17 protein-coding genes and 1 pseudogene are annotated in these 18,166 nt (G+C 66.0%); 8 read left to right on the top strand and 10 right to left on the bottom strand.

Features of this window, described 5'->3' with window-relative positions:
• Positions 1-16: 16 nt before the first annotated feature.
• The 6 genes from LDH74_RS10210 to LDH74_RS10185 all read right to left on the bottom strand — a co-directional run bounded on the left by LDH74_RS10210 (position 17) and on the right by LDH74_RS10185 (position 7,307).
• The gene (locus LDH74_RS10210) at positions 17-1,081 is read right to left on the bottom strand and encodes an ABC transporter permease (RefSeq protein ID WP_226042393.1); all 1,065 of its coding nucleotides are present in this window, start codon (positions 1,079-1,081) and stop codon (positions 17-19) included.
• Positions 1,074-2,309 carry an ABC transporter permease gene (locus LDH74_RS10205; RefSeq protein WP_226042392.1) on the bottom strand — a complete coding sequence of 412 codons (1,236 nt, stop codon included), beginning with the start codon at positions 2,307-2,309 and terminating at the stop codon, positions 1,074-1,076. The genes LDH74_RS10210 and LDH74_RS10205 overlap by 8 nt, the downstream gene beginning before the upstream one ends.
• Positions 2,306-3,949, bottom strand: a complete 1,644-nt coding sequence (locus tag LDH74_RS10200) for an ABC transporter ATP-binding protein (RefSeq protein ID WP_226042391.1) — start codon at positions 3,947-3,949, stop codon at positions 2,306-2,308. The genes LDH74_RS10205 and LDH74_RS10200 overlap by 4 nt, the downstream gene beginning before the upstream one ends.
• A 4-nt stretch (positions 3,950-3,953) precedes the next feature.
• The gene (locus LDH74_RS10195) at positions 3,954-5,006 is read right to left on the bottom strand and encodes a BMP family protein (protein ID WP_226042390.1); all 1,053 of its coding nucleotides are present in this window, start codon (positions 5,004-5,006) and stop codon (positions 3,954-3,956) included.
• A gap of 183 nt (positions 5,007-5,189) precedes the next feature.
• Positions 5,190-6,584: a phosphomannomutase gene (locus LDH74_RS10190; protein ID WP_226042389.1), complete on the bottom strand. Its 1,395-nt coding sequence runs from the start codon at positions 6,582-6,584 to the stop codon at positions 5,190-5,192.
• Between the two features lie 84 nt (positions 6,585-6,668).
• Entirely contained in the window at positions 6,669-7,307 is a 639-nt protein-coding gene (locus tag LDH74_RS10185) for a MaoC family dehydratase (protein ID WP_226042388.1), read from the bottom strand.
• A 266-nt stretch (positions 7,308-7,573) separates the two neighbouring features.
• Between LDH74_RS10185 and LDH74_RS10180 the strand changes: the two genes are divergently transcribed.
• The 5 genes from LDH74_RS10180 to LDH74_RS10160 all read left to right on the top strand — a co-directional run bounded on the left by LDH74_RS10180 (position 7,574) and on the right by LDH74_RS10160 (position 11,606).
• On the top strand, positions 7,574-7,903 hold the full coding sequence (locus LDH74_RS10180) for an AbrB/MazE/SpoVT family DNA-binding domain-containing protein (protein ID WP_226042387.1): 330 nt from the start codon (positions 7,574-7,576) through the stop codon (positions 7,901-7,903).
• The gene (locus LDH74_RS10175) at positions 7,900-8,385 is read left to right on the top strand and encodes a hypothetical protein (protein WP_226042386.1); all 486 of its coding nucleotides are present in this window, start codon (positions 7,900-7,902) and stop codon (positions 8,383-8,385) included. The genes LDH74_RS10180 and LDH74_RS10175 overlap by 4 nt, the downstream gene beginning before the upstream one ends.
• Before the next feature lie 43 nt (positions 8,386-8,428).
• Positions 8,429-8,977: a poly(R)-hydroxyalkanoic acid synthase subunit PhaE gene (locus tag LDH74_RS10170; RefSeq protein ID WP_226042385.1), complete on the top strand. Its 549-nt coding sequence runs from the start codon at positions 8,429-8,431 to the stop codon at positions 8,975-8,977.
• Complete coding sequence (phaC, locus tag LDH74_RS10165) at positions 8,974-10,596, top strand: class III poly(R)-hydroxyalkanoic acid synthase subunit PhaC (RefSeq protein ID WP_226042384.1); 1,623 nt, start codon at positions 8,974-8,976, stop codon at positions 10,594-10,596. Before LDH74_RS10170 ends, phaC begins: the two co-directional genes overlap by 4 nt.
• A 266-nt stretch (positions 10,597-10,862) precedes the next feature.
• Positions 10,863-11,606, top strand: a complete 744-nt coding sequence (locus tag LDH74_RS10160) for a beta-ketoacyl-ACP reductase (protein WP_226042383.1) — start codon at positions 10,863-10,865, stop codon at positions 11,604-11,606.
• A 49-nt stretch (positions 11,607-11,655) separates the two neighbouring features.
• Here LDH74_RS10160 and LDH74_RS10155 read toward each other — a convergent pair whose 3' ends face one another.
• The 4 genes and pseudogenes from LDH74_RS10155 to LDH74_RS10140 all read right to left on the bottom strand — a co-directional run.
• Positions 11,656-12,882, bottom strand: coding sequence for an ABC transporter permease (locus LDH74_RS10155; RefSeq protein ID WP_226042382.1), 1,227 nt, complete (start codon positions 12,880-12,882; stop codon positions 11,656-11,658).
• A 1-nt stretch (position 12,883) separates the two neighbouring features.
• Entirely contained in the window at positions 12,884-14,200 is a 1,317-nt protein-coding gene (locus LDH74_RS10150; RefSeq protein WP_226042381.1) for an ABC transporter permease, read from the bottom strand.
• 14 nt (positions 14,201-14,214) lie between these two features.
• Positions 14,215-15,000, bottom strand: coding sequence for an ABC transporter ATP-binding protein (locus tag LDH74_RS10145; protein WP_226042380.1), 786 nt, complete (start codon positions 14,998-15,000; stop codon positions 14,215-14,217).
• 298 nt (positions 15,001-15,298) lie between these two features.
• A pseudogene (locus tag LDH74_RS10140) lies at positions 15,299-15,406 on the bottom strand (metal-dependent hydrolase); the annotation flags it as partial.
• Positions 15,407-15,603: 197 nt separating this feature from the next.
• Between LDH74_RS10140 and LDH74_RS10135 the strand changes: the two are divergent.
• From LDH74_RS10135 to LDH74_RS10125, 3 genes are read left to right on the top strand one after another with little or no spacing between them, the layout of a single operon-like run.
• Complete coding sequence (locus tag LDH74_RS10135) at positions 15,604-15,867, top strand: hypothetical protein (RefSeq protein WP_226042520.1); 264 nt, start codon at positions 15,604-15,606, stop codon at positions 15,865-15,867.
• A gap of 58 nt (positions 15,868-15,925) precedes the next feature.
• The gene (locus tag LDH74_RS10130) at positions 15,926-17,050 is read left to right on the top strand and encodes a DUF4350 domain-containing protein (RefSeq protein WP_226042379.1); all 1,125 of its coding nucleotides are present in this window, start codon (positions 15,926-15,928) and stop codon (positions 17,048-17,050) included.
• Positions 17,047-18,084 (top strand): MoxR family ATPase, encoded by a 1,038-nt coding sequence (locus LDH74_RS10125; RefSeq protein WP_226042378.1) that lies wholly within the window; start codon positions 17,047-17,049, stop codon positions 18,082-18,084. The genes LDH74_RS10130 and LDH74_RS10125 overlap by 4 nt, the downstream gene beginning before the upstream one ends.
• The last annotated feature ends 82 nt before the right edge of the window (positions 18,085-18,166 follow it).

Raw genomic sequence — 18,166 nt, 5'->3', positions numbered from 1 at the left:
AAGGTCGACGAAGCGCTTAGTCCTCGCCGGATTCGTAATCGTCACCGGCGGCCTCGGGCAGTCGGGTACGGCCGACGAACACGAGGACGACGATCACCGTCACGTAGGGGATCGTCCGGATGAGTTCGGTCGGGATGGCGTACCCGGCTGCCTGGAGGCTGTCTTGCATCGAGGTGAGTCCCGCGAAGAGGAACGACCCGAGCAGGGCGCCGATCGGGTGGTAGTTCGCGAGCAGGTAGGTGGCGATCGCGATGAACCCGCGTCCGGCGATGTCAGTCTGGCCGCCGCCGGCGAAGGTTCCGAGCTGGCCGAGCGCGAAGCCCGCGCCGCCGAGGCCGGCGAAGACGCCCGAGAGGAGGACCGCGGCGTAGCGGACCTTTCGGACGTCGACGCCGGCCGTGTCGAGCGCCTTCGGGTTCTCGCCGCTGGCGACGACCCAGCGGCCGAAGCTCGTCCGGGAGAGCAGGTACCAGCCTGCCACGGCACCGAACAGCATGAGATACACCTGCGGTGGCGTATCGAACAGCAGGTATCCGAGGAGCGGAATCTCCGACAGCAGCGGGATCGTGACGGGTTTGAACGTCCCCATGGTGGTGGCGTTCGGACTCCCGAAGACGATCCGGGAGACGAACGGTGCGAGTCCCAGGGCGATGAGCCAGACCGCGAGCCCGGCGATGATCTGATCGGCCTTGAACTCGATGCAAACGATCGCGAAGATCAGCGCGAACAGGACGCTGACGAGGACGCCGACGACGAGTCCCCACCAGTGGTTCGACAGCCCCATCGTCGTGCTTCCGGAACCGAGCCAGTAGGTAGCGACAATCGAGCTGAACCCCGAGACGATGAGCAGCCCTTCGATCCCGATGTTGATGACGCCGCTCTTTTCGGCGAAGATGCCGCCGATCGCGGCGAGCGCGATGGGGACGGCGAGCCGGAGCGTTTTCGTGTGCGTGTTCGGACTGGCGGCGATCGAGAGCAAGACGCCGGGCCACGAGTCGGGGGCGAGCAGTCCGACGACGATCCAGATGGCAGTGAGAACCGCGGCTGCCCCGGCGGTTCGCTTCGAGACCAGGTTACTCATCGACTTCACCTCCCTCACCGCCGTCCGCGCGAGTCGGCCGTGACGTCCTCGTGCCGAGGAAGCGCAGTCCGAGCATCCGGAAGAACTCCGGCATCGCGACGAAGAGGATGATAAGCCCCGTTAGGATGCCGACCAGCTCCGGCGGGACGTCCGTTCCCGTCCCGATCGAGCTCTCGCCGCTATCGAAGATACCGAACAGGAGCGCCGCCGCGCCGACACCCAGCGGGTTGTTCCCCGCGAGCACCGAGACGGCAATGCCGTCGAAGCCAAGCGAGGGCACGTTCTTGAGCCATTTACCGTGAACCATGAGCACCCAGAACGCGCCGCCGATGCCGCCGAGCGCGCCCGAGAGGGTCATGCTCGCGACGGTCATGCGCCGGTCGTCGACCCCGCCGTAGGCGGCGGCCTCGGGTTGGAGGCCGCTCGTGCGCAGTTCGTACCCGAACGAGGTTCGGGCGAACAGCCAGGCGATCCCGATCATGAGCGTGACGGCGAAGGCCAGCGCGAGCAGCGAGAAGTCCATTCGACCGCCGAACCCGATCACGGGAAGGTTCGGAATCTCTGCGTACCCGGGGACGGGTCTGGTCTGCGGGTTGTTACTGTTCGGGTCCTGGAACTGCCAGGACAGCACCGTCGCCGTGACGCCGGTCGCAACGAAATTGAGCATGATCGTCGTGATGACCTCGTTGGCGTCGCCGTACGCCTTCAGTACCCCCGGAATCGCGCCGTAGAACCCGCCGACGACTGCGCCTGCGAACACGCCCAGCGGGATAAGGACGATTGTTCCGATGAACCCGCCGGGGACGATCGCCGCCGCGTAGACGACGGTGACGGCCGTCGCCAGCCCGCCGACGACCAGCTGTCCTTGCGTTCCGATGTTGAGCAGGCCGGCGCGGAACGCCACCGCGACGGACAGCCCCGCGAAGATCAGCAGCGTCGTTCGCCGCAGCGTCGTCGCGAAGCCGAAATTGGTGAGCTCCCAGCCGCTCTCGAACGGGTGGCCGAGCGCGCCGAGGAACAGCTCGTAGTAGACCTGCATCGGGTTGTAACAGAACGTCCAGCCGCCCAGATCGAGGCCGGTCCGGCAGGTGGCAAAGCCGCCGGACACGAACACGAGCACCCCGCCGACGAGGACGGCAGCGAACAGCGCCGCGACGCTGATGAGGATCCGCTCGAGAGCTGACGCCCGAACGAGGCGCTCGAGGAGGTGCTCGAGTCGCTCCCTCATTGACCGTCACCTCTGGCCGATCCGTCCGTATTGCGTTGGCCCGGCCGTTGGCCGGCCATGAGCAAGCCGAGTTCCTCTTCGGTCACGTCGTTGGGGGAGGTGATGTCGATGAATTCGCCCTCGTAGATCACTGCCAGTCGGTCGGAGAGGGCCTGCACTTCCTCAAGGTTCGAGGAGACGAGCAGTATCGCGACGCCCTCCCGTCGAAGGTCGAGCAGGCGCTCGTGGATGAACTCCGTCGATCCGATGTCGACCCCGCGAGTGGGGTGGGTCGCGACGACGAGCAACGGGTCGCGTTCGAACTCGCGGCCGACGATGAACTTCTGTTGGTTCCCGCCCGAGAGGGACTGCGCGTCGGCGTCCGCGTCCGGCGGTCGGACGTCGTAGGTGTCGATGATCTCCTCGGTGTGATCGCGGACCCCGGGCCAGTCGATCCGGCCACCGTTGGCGAACCGAGGCGAGCGCTGGCTGCCGAGGACGCCGTTTTCGACGAGGTCGAATGGCATGACGAGCCCGCGCTCGTGGCGGTCCTCCGGAACGTAGGCCATTCCGTTCTCGATCCGTTGGCGGCGAGACCACTCCGTGATATCCGTTCCGTCGTAGGTGATCTCGCCCTCGTCGGGCGCCTTCAGACCGGTGATCGCTTCGACCAGCTCGGCCTGTCCGTTGCCGTCGACGCCCGCGATACCGAGAATTTCGCCCGCGCGAACGTCGAGGTCGATCCCCGAAACGACCTCGATATCGCGGGCGTCCCTGACGATGACATCGTCCGCCGAGAGGACGACATCGCCGGTCTCGACCGGCTCGGATTCGGCCTCGAGGAGGACCTCCCGACCGACCATGCGCTCGGCCAGCTCTTTTCGGCTCGTGCCGTCCGGATCGACAGTCCCGACGGACTTCCCGTCCCTGAGGATGGTGATCGCGTCGGCGGCGTGGGTTGCTTCCTCGAGTTTGTGCGTGATGAAAATAATCGTCTTCCCCTGATCGGTGAGTTCCTCGAGGACGGCATAGAGACCCTCGACCTCCTGCGGTGTGAGGACGGCGGTCGGCTCGTCGAGGATGAGGATGTCCGCACCGCGGAACAGCGCCTTGAGGATCTCGACGCGCTGCTGGACGCCGACGCCCACGTCTTCGACCGTGGCCCCCGGATCGACGTCGAAGCCGTACCGGTCGCAGAGGTCGCGAATCTCGCGGTCGATGCGGTCGTGGTCGACCGCCATGCCGAACCACTTCGTGGGTTCATTTCCCAGCGCGATGTTCTCGGCGACCGTCATGGGATCGACCAGCATGAAGTGCTGGTGGATCATCCCGATGCCGGCGTCGATGGCGTCTCGAGGCGAGTCGAACGATCGGTCCTCGCCGTCGACGACGACGCGGCCCTCCTCGGGCTCGTAGAGCCCGTAGAGGACGTTCATCAGCGTCGTCTTGCCGGCCCCGTTCTCGCCGAGCAGGGCGTGGACTGTCCCCCGTTCGACGCGGAGGTCGACGTCGTCGTTCGCGACGACCCCCGGGAAACGCTTGGTAATGCCGTCGAGGTGGACTGCGAGGTCGCTGCCCGTACTCGTCCGGTCGGTAGTTCCAGCGTCCACCCCCGTACTCGGTCCCGTCCCGTCGGTCGTTCCCGCTCCGGAATCGCTCATTCGATTACAGTTCGCTTGGGACGTCGATCTCGCCGTCGATGATCGCCTGTCGGGACTCTGCGACCTGATCCTTCACGTCCTGCGGGATCTCGTCGCCGAGCTCGTTGCCGTAGACGTTGGCGACACCCTCCTGATCGAGGCCGAGGGTCTCGGTCTCGCCGCCGGCAAAGTTGTCGTTGACGACGGACTCGATCGCGGAGTAGACCGCGGTGTCGACGCGCTTGACCATGCTCGCAAGGATGACGTCGGCGAAGTCCGGGTTCGAGACCGACTGGTCGTCGTCGACGCCGATCGCGAACCGGCCTTCGTCCTGTGCCGCCTGGAAGACGCCGATCCCGGTTCGACCGGCCGCGTGGAAGACGATGTCGGCTCCCTGGTCCTGGTACATCGATCGAGCGGCCGACTGACCGCCCGCAGTGTCGTTGAAGCCGCCGACGTACGACGAGACGACCTCTGCGTCCTCGTTGGCGTGCTCGACGCCGGCCTCGAACCCAGCTTGGAACGATTCGATCAGCGGCGATTCGACGCCACCGACGAAGCCGACCACACTCTCGTCGGGATTCGTCTCGCCGGCACCGGCCGCGAACTCCTGGTCCGTCAACAGGCCTGCGAGGTGGCCAACCTGGAACGAGCCTTCGGGTTCCCCGAACACGTAGCTCCGGACGTTGTCTTCCTCGACGACCGAGTCGATGATCATGAAGCTCTGATCGGGATACTCGGGCGCGTTCCCCGAGAGGGCATCGGCTTGCGCGTATCCGATACAGCTGATCAGATCGTAGTCGCCGGATTCCGCGAAGTCCCGCTGTGCTCCATCGAACTCGCTTGCGGCCCCCGGTTCGGTCTCGTCGAACGCGAGGTCGAATTCGTCGCGCGCGTCCACGACTCCCTGCTTGGCCATGTCGTTGAACGAGTCGTCGCCGAGCCCGCCGGTCGCGTACACCATTCCGACCTGATACTCCGCGTCGCCTTCGCCGCCGAACCCGCCGACGCAACCGGCGATGCCGGTGAGCCCTGCTGCAGTTGCACCCGTGAGAAATCGTCGTCTGTTATGCGTCATGGGACTGATTAGCGTAACCCTCCAGTATATACCCGTCGAAATTGGTGACACGCTCCCGCGTCTACAGTTGCGAGCCTCCCGCAGGACGAGTCCTGCTGAGCACCCGGTTCCGAGAGAATGCTGGCCACGCTCGTTCTCCGCGATATCCTCGAGCCGTAACCGATCGAGCAGTTCTCCGCTCGCTTAGCGCTCCGCGACCGCCGTTTCGATGACCGAACGCGCGTCGGTGACGAGGTCGTCGACTGAATCGCTCTCCGCATAGAGGCGGACGTACGGCTCCGTTCCGCTCGGTCGAACGAGCAGCCACGACGCGTCAGCGAACTCGAGGCGGACGCCGTAGTCCGTGTCGACCGTCGCGTCCGGAAACGCCGCGGGGAGCTCGGTCTCGAGGGCGGCCATCACGTCGGCCTTGGCCGCGTCCGGGCACTCGATGCTGACCTTTCGGTAGGGGCGTTCGGTGACGGGGTCCCGGAGCCGATCTGTATCACCGGCGTCGGCAACGAGCGCAGCGACGACCGCGGCGCTGACCACGCCGTCGATCCAGCCGCCGAAGGCGGTGTGGATGTGTTTCCAGGGCTCGGCGGCGAAGACGATCTCGGTGTCCTCGCCTCCTCGAGAGCGTTCGCGCGCGATTCCCTCGTGGAGCGACCCCAGCTGGACGCGCTCGACTCGACCGCCGGCCGCGCGGACACGCTCGTCGATGCGTGCGGAGGCGTTGGGCGTAGTGACGACGACGGGATCATCCGCGTCGCTGTCGGCGGTGTAGCGGGCCGCGACGACGGCGAGGACGGTGTCCTCGTGAATCACTCCACCGTCGGGGCCGAGGACGACGAGGCGGTCGGCGTCACCGTCGTGAGCGAGCCCGAGATCGAAGTCGCCGTCACCGAGAAACGCGGTGAACTCCGAGAGCGTCTCCGGCGTAGGTTTGCTCTCGCGGCCCGGGAAGTGGCCGTCGACGGACGCGTTGATCGCGACGATATCCGCGCCGAGTCGCTCGAGGACCTGCGGCGTCGCGAGCGCGCCCACGCCGTTGCCGCAGTCGACGGCGATCCGACGGCCCGCGAGCGGTTCGTCCGGCGTTGCGTCCCCGGTGGTCGGCGTCCGATCGCCGAACTGCTCGCGGACGTACTCCTCGACGGCGTCGAGATACCGATCGAGCACGGCGAGGCGTTCGGACTCGCCCCACTCGTCCCAGCGAGCGAGTCGCGCGCCCTCGCTCGCGACGCGGTCGTCGATCGTTCGCTCCGCGTCGCCGTCGTACTCGACGCCGTCGGCGAAGAGTTTGATGCCGTTGTCGGCGGGCGGGTTGTGACTTGCTGTAAGCATCACGCCGCGTCGCCCGCGCGAGGCGAAGGCGAGCGTCGGGGTCGGTACCTGTCCGAGCCGGCGGACGTCGGCTCCGGCGCTCTCGAGGCCGGCCTCCATCGCCGCCGCGAGCGCGGGTCCCGTCTCCCGGCCGTCGCGACCGACGACGAACGTTTCGCCGGGTTCGCCGGCGGCCTGACCGACGGCGAGTGCGAGCGAGGGCGAAACGTCCTCGATCGGGCCGCGAATCCCTGCAGTTCCGAAGAGGGTCATGTGCGGCCGTTCCGCGAGGAGCTACTTAGCAGCGTTGCTGTGAGTACATCGTGGAAAACGCTGGCTTAAGTCGGTGGAAAAACGCTACTCTGCGGGCAGGTCGTCGATCAGTACGACGGCCTCGCCGTCGATCACGGTCGCGTCGTCGTCCTCGTCGCGGACGACCGTCTCGAGGCGGTACTGGTCGTTCCCGAGGTCCTCAACGATTTCGACGCGGGCCGACACCCGGTCGCCGACGCCGACGGGGCCGCTGAACTCGAGGTCCTGTGAGAGGTAGATGGTGAGTCCGGGGAGTCGAGCGAGGGCGGAGCTGATGAGCCCGGAGACGAGCGTCCCGTGGACGATGCGTTCGCCGAAGCGGGTATCGGCCGCGAACTCCTCGTCGAGGTGGAGGCGGTTCGTGTCGCCGCTGACCGCGGCGAACGCGCGGACGTCCGCGTCGGTGAGCGCCTTCTCGAACGTGACGGTGTCGCCGACGCTGATGTGATCGGGATCGTCGACGGTGCGATCGAACTGCCAGTCGAGGTCGGAGTACTCGACCGACGGGATCGGCGGGGCGATCCTGTTCGGTTCCGGGCCGTTCTCGCCGTCGATGGTTGGAAACATCGCGGAAACGGCGGCACGATTCGCCGCAGTCGCGGTTCGAAGAAATCCTCGCGTCATCGCCGACCACGCGTTCGTCATGGCAGCGAGGTTGTCTTCGCCAGCGTTCTGGTGTGACATCTACGGGCGGCTAGGCGTGGCGTATATATGACTTCTTTGGCTGCTTCAACACCGTTTTACCGTTCCAAATCCGGAGTAAAAATCTCTTAGTAGCGTTCTCCGGTCCGATTTCGGCGTTCGTGTTGGATTCGTACGGTTAGATTTCGATCGCGGTTGTCGCTCATCCGAGTCAATGATTGGTGGGTCGATCCAACCAAAACCACTCTCTACCATTAGATGGTATCTAGTGGAAAGCCTTATGGTGTCTGCGATCCAATATACTGTTGATGACGGACGACTCCGACCGATCGCCCTGGTTCCCGCCCGCGATGTTTACGGAGGGAATGCAGGAGATGCAGGAAGCCGGCGAGCAGGTCGCCGACTCCCAGCAGGAGATGATGAAACAGTTGTTGCAGGCCACGTCGGCGAACCCGCTCGAGAACGCCTCGGCGTTCGGTCCCATGAACATGGGCACGGCGACGTTCAAGGCCCGCGTCCAGAGCGGCGGTCGGATCAGCATTCCCGGCCCCGAACGGGAAGCCCTCGACATCGAAGAGGGCGATATCGTCCAGACGATCGTCGTTCCCGTCAAACGCAACCGAGAGGATCAATCATGACACAGAACCCATTCACCGCAGTCTTCGACGCACAGCGCACCGCAATCGAACAGAGCCAGTCCCTCACCCACGACGCTCTCGAGGCCCAGAAGACCTCGATCAGCGCCTTCGCCGACGCCATCGAGACGTCGAGCTCGCTCGCCGAGTCCAACGCCGAGCTGACCAAGGGCGCAATTCACGCCTACTTCGACGCCCTCGAGGCGTCGCTGCCCGAGGAGGCCGCCGACTTTGGCGAGCTCCGCGAACTCGTCGACGACGGCTTCGACTCGGCCACCGAGGCCCAGTCGCAGTCGATCGACGCCTACCTCGAAGCACTCGAGGAGTCCGAGGTCGCCTACGATGAGTTCGCCGCAAGCTACGCGGAGGTCGTCGACACGTCGTTCGACGCCTACCTCGAGGCTCACGAGCAGGCCGAGGAGAACGTCGGTGCCGTCGCCGAAAACGTCGAAGAGGCCGCCGACGAGTTCGACGTCTCGGCGTAAATCCGGGCGCAGTTTTTTACCGTACAACCGTCAATTTTCACCCATGTCAGACTCACAGCCCCCGATGCAAGACTGGAACGCGTTCGCCGAACAGTGGAACGAGCAATTCCTCGAGGCCCTCGAGGACAATATGGAAGCGCAGGCACAGTTCGTCGAGAGCTGGTCGGAGACCGTCGGCGAGGCCAGCGACGACACCGAAATCTCCGACGGCGTCGAGGGCTACGCCCGCGCCTACGAGACGTGGATGAACGCCTCCCAGCAGATGGTCGAGCGGGCGAACGATCAGCTCGAGGGCGAGGACGTCGACGTCGAGGAGTTCCGCGATATCTGGCTCAACACGGCGAACGAGGCGTTCAAGGAGGTCATGTCGACGACCGCCTTCGCCAAGATGACCGGCGAGACCGTCGGCGACGTCCTCGAGCTTCAGGAACAGGCCGACGAGGCCGCCCAGGAGACGCTCAACTCGCTGGGCTTCGCGACCGAAGGCGACGTCGTCGAAATCGGTGACCGCCTCGTCGAACTCGAGCGCCGCCAGCACGCCGTCGAGCAGAAACTCGATCGCGTGCTCGAGCACCTGGAAGACGAGCAATGAACAACCCCTTCGCAACTGCACTAAACATGCAACGGCAGGCTTGGGAGGCGACCGCCGACCTGGCCGAGAAGACGCGGGTCGCGCCCGACCGCACCGAAACCGTCGAGAACATCGACGTCGGGCAGACGCCCAGCGAGGTCGTCTACGAGGAGAACAAACTCGAGCTCCTCCACTACGAGCCGATGACGGAGGAGCAACACGACGTTCCCATCCTCATCGTCTATGCGCTGATCAACAAGCCGTACATCCTCGATCTTCAGCCCGACCGCTCCGTGGTCCAGACGCTGCTCGAGGCCGGCTTCGACGTCTACCTGATCGACTGGGGTGAGCCGTCCAAGCTGGATCGCTCGCTGTCCATCGACGACTACGTCAACCGCTACATCGACAACTGCGTCGACGTCGTCCGCGAGCGCTCCGGGCGGGACTCGATCAACATCCTCGGCTACTGCATGGGCGGCACGAAGTCGGCCATGTACGCCTCGCTCTACCCCGAAAAAGTCGAGAACCTCGCGCTGATGGCCGCCGGCCTCTGTTTCGACGGCGACGGCGGCGTCCTCGAACTCTGGGGCGGGGAGGACTACTACGACCCCGAACGGGTCACCGATACCTTCGGCAACGTTCCCGCGGAGTTCCTCGACATCGGGTTCGCGCTGATGGATCCCATCGCGAACAACGTGACGAAGTACGTCCGGTTCTACGACAACATGGGCGACGAGGACTTCGTCGAGAACTTCGCTCGCATGGAGCGCTGGCTCGACGAGGGTATCGACATGGCCGGCGTCGCTTACGAGGAGTTCATCCGGGACATCTACCAGGAGAACAAGCTCTACGAGAACGAGCTCGAACTGGGCGGCGAACACGTCGATATCACGAATATCGACATGCCCGTCCTCCAGATCGTCGCGGAGTACGACCACCTCATTCCGCCGGAGGCGTCCAAGCCGTTCAACGACGCGATCGCCTCGACCGACACCGAGATCCTCGAGTTCGCGACGGGCCACATCGGGATGTCCGTCTCCTCGCGGAGCCACGAGGAACTCTGGCCACAGGTTTCCGAGTGGTTCGAGGAGCGATCGAATGGCACCGACTTGGAATCCGGGCCCGAAACGCCGGAATCGGAAGAAGCTGACGCTGCCCTCGCCGAGGACGTCGCGGGCGACGAGTCGGGCGCTGAAGACCTCGCGAACGGCGGCACGAGCGCCGAAACGGGGTCCGACACCGACGCGGATGGCGACGCCGATACTGACGCCGATGCCGACACTGACACTGTCGCCGACACTACTCTCGAGTCCGAGACGAGCGACCGCTCGGACGACGAGATCGTCGAGCGGGCCGAAGACGACGTTCAGGCGGAGCCCGCGGAGCCGGGCGAGATGACCGTCGACGAGGACGTCGTCGAGGAAGTCGCCGGCGAGGAGGCCGCCTCCGAGATCCAGTCCGAAACCGACGATCTAACCGATCTGTCGGGTGTCGGTCAGGCGTACGCGGATGATCTCGCCGCAGCCGGTATCGACACGTTCGAGCAGCTCGCGGCCGCCGATGTCGCCGAACTTGCCGCCGAAACCGGGATCTCACCCAGCCGGATCGAGGACTGGAGCGACCAGGCTCGAGAGCAGTAGTCTCTCCGTTTCTCCTCCACGGATTCCCGTCTCGATTTTCCCCGCCTGTAGGATCCCCAGAGATCGAACTCCGTAGCGATCGGTCGCTCGAGCCGCTGTTACACTCGTCAACGCAACCGGATCGGCGGTGAACTGCGTCCGATTCGGCACTGCTCGACGGGGCCTATACAGCGCTTCCCGTCGGCTTCGAGTCGGGTTTGTCTCAGGCGCGTCATCCTGATACCTATCGGGTCGTTATTTACCATCGGACGTTGAATGTGCCAGTCATGTCCATGAATGGTCGTACCTGTGTGATCACGGGCTCGGCGAAGGGGATCGGTCGGGGTATCGCGGAGTATCTCGGACAGGAAGGTGCGAACGTCGTCATCAACTACCGGTCGTCGGAAGGGGCGGCACACGATGCCGTCGAATCGATCGAATCGGCGGGCGGTGCCGCCGTCGCCGCCAGGGCCGACGTCTCCGATCGCGCCGATGTCGAACACATGGTCGAGGTCTGTCACGAGGCGTTCGGCCCAGCCGACGTGCTCGTGAACAACGCCGGGATCACGGCCGACAAGCAGTTCACGGAGATGTCCCGCGAGGAGTGGGATCGCGTCATGGACGTCAATCTCGGCGGCACGTTCAACTGTACCCAGCTGTTCTACGACGACATCTGGAACGCCGAGGAGGGCCGACTGATCAACATCTCGAGCGTCGTCGGCAAACAGGGCAACTTCGGCCAGGCCAACTACGCCACCGCGAAAAGCGGCATGTTCGGCTTCACCCGGACGATCGCCCTCGAGCTCGCCCAGGGCGGCTCGACGGCCAACTGCGTCGCGCCCGGCTTCACCGCGACCGACATGCTCGAGAGCGTCCCGGACGAGGTGCTCGACCGGATCATCGCCGGCATCCCGCTCGCGCGGTTGGCCGACGTCGAGGACATCGCGGCCGTCGTTCGGTTTCTCGCCAGCGAGGACTCCTCGTACGTGACGGGAGAAGTGATCGACGTCAACGGCGGGATGGACCTGTAGCAGCGGGCCTCACGCCGATATGTCCGGACGCGGATGCGCTCGACCGTTGTCAGGCGTGGAGCGCGTCGACGCGAGCGTACCGCGCCGCCCGCCAGCCGGCGACCAGGGCACCGAGGGTTCCGATTCCGATCGCGATCGCGAGCCCGGCCGCATAGATACTCGGCGGCGTTCGCAGCAGAGTTTCGAATCCGACGAATCGGACTGCCAGCTGATTCAGACCGAACGCACAGACTGGCGTCGCGAGGAGGCCAAGGAGCCCGCCGAGCGCACCGAGTGCGAACCCCTGGCCGCCGACCACGCCCGCGATCAGTCCGCGCGAGAGACCGAGCGCCCGCAGGGCTGCGAGCTCCTCGCGCTGCTGGACAGCCACGAGAACGAGGGTGTTCGTCGTCAGTGCGATCCCGGCAACGAGCGCCAGTACGACGAGCGTCGCTCCGCTGGCGAGCACCAGCAGGTACTCGCTCAGCATCGACTCGAACTGCTCGTCGCTCGTCCGGACGTCGTACTCCGGATACGATCGCTGGATGTCGTCGCTAACGGCGCCTCGGTCGGCGTCGTCCGCCGTGGTGACGGTCACGAACGTCGCCCGATCCGAGCCCGCGGTTCCGGTGAGTTCCTGTAACTCGCTGAGCGGCATCGTCACCGTCGACGTGCCGAGAAACGACGAGTACGTCGAAGAGATCCCGACGACCTCGAACTCCCGTTCCGCGGCGGTCTCCCGGCTCGTCCCGACGTGGATCTCGTCGCCGACGCCGATATCGAACGTCTCTGCCGTCTGCGGGTCGATGACGATTTCCCGACTCATCGGCCCGTCGTAACTCCCGTCGGCGTAGTGGGCGTCGCCCGCCGAGAAGCCGTCGCCGGTGTCGGTGCGGGCGTCCTGTGTTCCCGGGACGCCGACCCCCGTCACGAGCTCGAGGTCGTCCGGCTCCGTCCCGACGTAGATCGCGTGGAAGGCGAGCGGCGAGGCGCTCTCGACGTCGTCGCGCCGCTCGAGGTCGTCGGCGATCCGATGGGAGTCCGTGATCGGGTTCTCGAGACCGCCGGTCGCCGTCAGTTCGACGCTTTCCCCCGAGATCCAGACGTCCTGTCCGGCCCGGTCGAACCGTTCCTCGCCGGTCTGTAGGACCCCGAGCCCGAGACTCGCCAGTAGCGTGACGGCGAGGACGGCCAGCGCGATCGCGAGGACGACGAGGACGGTCCGGCCGCGCTCGTGGCGCACCTGACTGACCGCGAGCCCTGCGATCGCGCGCCCTTTGGTGAGTCGTCGACCCATGTTATCGACCCAGTTCGGCGACGACGTTCGTTCGAGCGACGAGATACAGCGGGTACGGGAGCGCGAGGATGCCGGCGATCAGCGCGACCCCAATGGCGTACGGGGCGAACGCCGGCCGGGACGTCGCGATCGGACCCGGTGCGACGGTCGCCGTCGCCACGTAGTTCGTGAGCGAGATACCGGCCAGGCCGAGGACGACGCCGGCGACCGCTCCGACCAGCGTCAGACTCAGCGTCGTCAGCGCGACGATGGCCAGGCGCGAGCGAACCGAGAATCCGACCGCCGCGAGCACTGCGATGGCCTGCCGGTCCCGGTCGATCGTCAGCGCCGACGAGGTCGCCACGAATAGCGAGCAAATCACGACTGCGACGACGAGGGCGACGAGGCTCGTCGCGAGCGCGAACTCGTCGCCCCGGATCGACGCGAACCCGCCGTCGTCCCCGGACTGGATCGTCGCGTTCGGATACGCGTCTTCGGCTGCTGACTCGGCGGCCGCCGTCGATGTCCCCGCCTCGGTCTCGACGAGTACCTGATCGGCGAGATCGGCGTCGTCGGCGCCGGTCATCGACTGGAGCTCGCTCAGGTGGAGCACGACGAGCGGAAGCTCGCCGCTCAAATCAGTGGCCGCCACGTCCTCGACGGCCGTCACGGTGTGCGTCGGAGACCGATCGTCCTCCCCGGACCGGTTCGCCGCTTCGAGCATCGAACCCCGCACCTCGAGATCGTCTCCCGCCGACGCGTCGATCCCGTCCGCCGCGGCGTCCGTTAGCACGATTTCGCCCGTCCGCGGCCCATCGTAGGTGCCGTTCGCGTAGTGGGGGTCCCCCGGCTCGAGCGAGGCGGTCGAGACGCCCTCGATTTCGGTCGGTTCATCCGGCGGAACGACACCCATCGCGAGCACGGTTTCGGGTTCGTCGCTCCCCGCTGTTCGAACCCTGACGGCCTCCGTGAGGACCGGCGTCGCGTACGTGACGTCGTCGCGGCGCTCGATCGCCGCCGCGGTCTCGTGGACGTCGCCGAGCCGCGCGCTCTCGACGTCGACGACGGACGAGAGCGTTCCGCCCCCCTCGGGAACGACGCGGATATCGGCCTCGTCGTCGGCCGTCGGATCGGCCGCGAGACCGGTGGCGATCCCGGTCACGACCACCAGCAGGGCGATCGTGAGCGCGACGAGGGAGACCGTCACGGCGGTCTGTCTCGGCAGTCGCCGCAGCTGCGACACCAGTCGGCCGAGCGAGAGCCGGCCGAGCCCGAGCCACCGCCGAAGCCGGCGGCCTCGAGGGGCTCCTCCGTTCCGGTCCGAAGTCCGGTCAGCCATCTCGTCTCACCCTCTCATCCCGCATCGGTCGTCACCACCCCGTCGAGCAGCCGGAGCACGCGGTCCGTCACCTCGATCGCCCGCTCGTCGTGGGTCGCTACAAGCACCGTCCGATCGTCCGCGACGTCGACGAGCAGGTCGAGGACGCGCGCGCCGGTTTCGGTGTCGAGCTCGCCGGTCGGCTCGTCGGCGAGGACGATCTCCGGATCGGTCACCAGCGCCCGCGCGATCGCGACGCGCTGTTGCTCCCCGCCGCTGAGTTCGCCCGGCTTGTGCGTCGTGCGGTCGCCGAGACCGACCCGCTCGAGTAACGCAGCCGCCCGCCGCTGGCGCTCGCGTCGTCCGACGCCGCGTTCGATCAGCGGGAGCGCGACGTTCTCCCGCGCCGACAGCGACGGCAGCAGGTGGAACTGCTGGAAGACGAAGCCGACGTGATCGCGGCGCAGTCTCGTCCGCTCGGCCGCAGAGAGCGCCGTCAGATCCGTCTCGAGGACGGTGACGGTCCCCTCGCTCGGCTCGAGCAGGCCCCCGACGACGTGAAGTACCGTCGACTTGCCGCTGCCGCTCGGTCCGACGAGGCCGACTACCTCGCCGGCGCGGGCCTCGAACGACACGTCCCGGAGCGCGGTTACGGATCGCGACGACGCGCTCCGGAGTCCGGACGAGTCATCGCCGTACCGGTGGGTGACTCCCTCACAGCGGACGGTGACCGGCGGCTCGGCGGTCGTTCGAGCGAGTTCCTCGCCGATCGCCCGCGCTCGAGCGGCGTCGTCCGTACCGGCCGGTGAATCGTGTGCCATACTTCTGGCTCGTCGGAGTGATATCGTCGGCCGATGATTGTTTTGAGTTACCTACTGCGTTCTACATGCGGTTTCATACCGACAACAGTGACCATCCGGCGATCCGTCGGACGGTCTCCAGCGGCCGCGCGACCCGCTGTCCCGCGGTTACTGAGTCGAAAGGGTTAGTTACTGGTAATCTGTCTGCGGATTCAGGTTGGGCCGACTTTGGGCTACGCTCCGGTCACGATGCGGTCTCGACTGCCCGCTCGAGGCCGCGCCAAACGGTGCCGAGACCGGGTGTTCCGTCACGATACCAGACGGCGAGCGCGATCACGGGAAGCGCTCGCGGTGGACGGCCATCGCGTCGGTGACTGTAGACGGTGTATACCAGATACGCGACGGCGAGGTGTCCCCAGGGCCACATCGCCTCGGCCTTCAGGGGTCGTCGCAAAAGGTGTGACGTTCGCGGGTGGGTTCACTCCGCGACAGTCACGACGCCGGAATGAGACCGGCTGAAGGGCAAGGACCCTCCTTACAGTGATCGTCACCGCTGCCGTGCAAAGTGCGCTACGTTTAGGTATCCCGACGTTGCCCGTTGGAGTAATGGCGACCCAGCGCCGGATGCAGTTCGTCCGCGGGAACGTCGCGTGGATGGTCGCGACGGTCCTCGTCCTCGCGCTGCTGAACGCGCTCTCCTACGAGCTGGTTTTCGTCTGCTCGCTCATCGGCTTTCTGATCGTCACGGAGCTGACGGCCCCGTTCAACGTCACGCCGACGTGGCGACGCCGGCTTCGGTGGCTCATTCTACTCGGTCTCGTCGGGTTCGCGGTCATCGTCGTTAGACGGATCCTCGAAATTCTCCCATCGGAGGTGGTTCCCGTATGAACCGCGGCGTGGGGCGCTCCCCGGATCGACCGTCGGCTCGAGTCTCGGAGGTGACTCAATGAGCTGGTACGAGGGCGTCCTCGGCGACGGTGGTGGAGTCGACTGGCCGCGAGTGTTGTTACTCGCGCTCGTCGTGACCGTGCTCGTCGCGCTGGGAACCGTGGCCGCGACGTCATCGTCATCCTTCGGGCTCTATAACCCGTCCTGGGACGGGACGTCCGAGCTCCGGCAGGACGCTGCAGACGATCCGGCCGTCGAGAGCGAGCTCCTGCGAGACACCGCCGAGTACACGGATCTCCCGGCCAACGAGACGGTCGCGTTCGTCATCGCGCCGGACGAACCCTATACAGGGGACGACGCCGAACGCGTTCGAGAGTTCGTCGCCGAGGGCGGGACGCTGGTCGTCCTCGAGAACTTCGGTACCCACGGGAACGCCCTTCTCTCCGATGTCGGCGCCGAGGCGCGGGCAAACGGGCAGCTCCTGCGGGACGAACGCCATCACTTCCGCGGGCCGACGATGCCGGTCGCGACGGGCGTCGAGAACCACACGCTGACGACCGGTGTCGACCGGCTGACGCTCAACTACGGGACGGCAATCGAACCCGGAAACGCGACGGTGCTGGTCGCGACGAGTGACTTCGCGTACCTCGGGCCCGAGGAAGACGAGCTTGACGACCAGGACGAACTCCAATCCTATCCGGTCGCGACGGTGGAGAACGTCAGCGAGGGGCAGGTCGTCGTCGTCGGCGACCCCAGTATCACGATTAACGCGATGTACGACGAGCCGGATAATGCCCCGTTCGTACGCGGGCTGTACGCCGACGCCGATCACGTCGTCTTCGACCGCTCACACGGTGCCGATGTTCCCCCACTGACCGGTGCGGTGCTGACGATTCGTGACTCGCCGTTGCTCCAGTTGCTCGTCGGGACCATCGGAATCGGGCTCGTTGCGATACTCTCGCGGGTCAGCGTTCGATCCGGTCTCGAGGCCGCACAGACCCGTCTTCCCGCGCGATACCGACCGGCCGAGAGTCGCCACAGCGGACAGGGTGTCCCGAGACTCTCGGACGCCGAGCGCGCAGCGTTCCTTCGCAGACGCTATCCCGACTGGGACGAGGACCAGATCCAGCGAATGATAACAGCGTTTAACCATCCCCGTTCGGAAGAGGAGACCGACGAATGACCGGTACCACGGATCCGGCCGACGGGACGAGCGGTGATCCCGAAGCTATCTACGAGTCGCTACACAGTGAGATCGACCGCGTTCTCATCGGCAACGACGAGGCCGTCGAGTACCTGACGATCGCGCTCTTGACCCGTGGGCACCTCCTGCTCGAGGGGGTCCCCGGTATCGCCAAGACGACGCTCGCGAATCTCTTCGCGCGGACGACCGGCCTCGACTATAACCGGATCCAGATGACGCCCGACACTCTCCCGGCCGACATCACGGGAACGCACATCTACCGGCAGGGCGCGGGGACGTTCGAACTCCAGCGCGGTCCCGTCTTCGCGAACCTCGCGGTCGCCGACGAGATCAACCGCGCGACGCCGAAGACCCAGAGCGCGTTGCTCGAGGCGATGGAAGAGCGTCGCGTGACGATCGAGGGTGAAACGCTCTCGCTGCCCGACCCGTTTATGGTCGTCGCGACGCAGAACCCGATCGAAACCGAAGGAGTGTACCAGCTCCCGGAGGCCCAGCGCGATCGTTTTCAGTTCAAACTGACACTGGAGCTACCGGACCGAACGGACGAACGCGAACTCCTCGACCGATTCGACGATGCCCCGGATCTCGGGCCCGATGACGTCGAGCAGGTCATCGATCCGCAGGCGCTCGTCGACGCGCGGCGAACCGTCCAGGCGGTCCACGTCGCGCCACCGGTCAAGGAGTACGTGCTCGACCTCGTCGCGGCGACGCGCGAGCACGCCGACGTCTCCCACGGTGCCTCACCGCGTGCAACGCTGGCGTTTCTCAACGGTTCGAAGGCACGAGCCGCGATCAACGGCCGCGAGTACGCGATTCCGGACGACATCAAGTCGATGGCGGTGGCGGTGTTGCGCCATCGGCTCGTGCTGAGTACCGATGCCGACCTCAGCGACATCGATTCCGCGGATGTCGTCGCGGAGATCGTCGATACGATCGAGCCGCCGGGTGCTGAGACGAACGAAGCGTTCGACTCGCTCGCAGCAGGTGATGGCGGCAACAATCCCTTCGAATAAACTACCCCACCCTACTTCGCTTGGGGCCGAGAACCCGCTCGCACCTTGAGGACGGGGCATCCACCTCACTTTTCTGGTGCGT

Origin of the sequence: Natrinema sp. DC36 (assembly GCF_020405225.1) — an archaeon.
Classification (GTDB): Archaea; Halobacteriota; Halobacteria; order Halobacteriales; family Natrialbaceae; genus Natrinema.
This window is presented reverse-complemented; position numbering and strand designations above follow the sequence as displayed.

Excerpts from the sequence above, each read along its gene's own strand:
- LDH74_RS10210 (WP_226042393.1), bottom strand. The coding sequence starts at position 1,081 with ATGAGTAACCTGGTCTCGAAGCGAACCGCCGGGGCAGCCGCGGTTCTC.
- LDH74_RS10205 (WP_226042392.1), bottom strand. The coding sequence starts at position 2,309 with ATGAGGGAGCGACTCGAGCACCTCCTCGAGCGCCTCGTTCGGGCGTCA.
- LDH74_RS10200 (WP_226042391.1), bottom strand. The coding sequence starts at position 3,949 with ATGAGCGATTCCGGAGCGGGAACGACCGACGGGACGGGACCGAGTACG.
- LDH74_RS10195 (WP_226042390.1), bottom strand. The coding sequence starts at position 5,006 with ATGACGCATAACAGACGACGATTTCTCACGGGTGCAACTGCAGCAGGG.
- LDH74_RS10190 (WP_226042389.1), bottom strand. The coding sequence starts at position 6,584 with ATGACCCTCTTCGGAACTGCAGGGATTCGCGGCCCGATCGAGGACGTT.
- LDH74_RS10185 (WP_226042388.1), bottom strand. The coding sequence starts at position 7,307 with ATGTCACACCAGAACGCTGGCGAAGACAACCTCGCTGCCATGACGAAC.
- LDH74_RS10180 (WP_226042387.1), top strand. The coding sequence starts at position 7,574 with ATGACGGACGACTCCGACCGATCGCCCTGGTTCCCGCCCGCGATGTTT.
- LDH74_RS10175 (WP_226042386.1), top strand. The coding sequence starts at position 7,900 with ATGACACAGAACCCATTCACCGCAGTCTTCGACGCACAGCGCACCGCA.
- LDH74_RS10170 (WP_226042385.1), top strand. The coding sequence starts at position 8,429 with ATGTCAGACTCACAGCCCCCGATGCAAGACTGGAACGCGTTCGCCGAA.
- phaC (WP_226042384.1), top strand. The coding sequence starts at position 8,974 with ATGAACAACCCCTTCGCAACTGCACTAAACATGCAACGGCAGGCTTGG.
- LDH74_RS10160 (WP_226042383.1), top strand. The coding sequence starts at position 10,863 with ATGTCCATGAATGGTCGTACCTGTGTGATCACGGGCTCGGCGAAGGGG.
- LDH74_RS10155 (WP_226042382.1), bottom strand. The coding sequence starts at position 12,882 with ATGGGTCGACGACTCACCAAAGGGCGCGCGATCGCAGGGCTCGCGGTC.
- LDH74_RS10150 (WP_226042381.1), bottom strand. The coding sequence starts at position 14,200 with ATGGCTGACCGGACTTCGGACCGGAACGGAGGAGCCCCTCGAGGCCGC.
- LDH74_RS10145 (WP_226042380.1), bottom strand. The coding sequence starts at position 15,000 with ATGGCACACGATTCACCGGCCGGTACGGACGACGCCGCTCGAGCGCGG.
- LDH74_RS10135 (WP_226042520.1), top strand. The coding sequence starts at position 15,604 with ATGCAGTTCGTCCGCGGGAACGTCGCGTGGATGGTCGCGACGGTCCTC.
- LDH74_RS10130 (WP_226042379.1), top strand. The coding sequence starts at position 15,926 with ATGAGCTGGTACGAGGGCGTCCTCGGCGACGGTGGTGGAGTCGACTGG.
- LDH74_RS10125 (WP_226042378.1), top strand. The coding sequence starts at position 17,047 with ATGACCGGTACCACGGATCCGGCCGACGGGACGAGCGGTGATCCCGAA.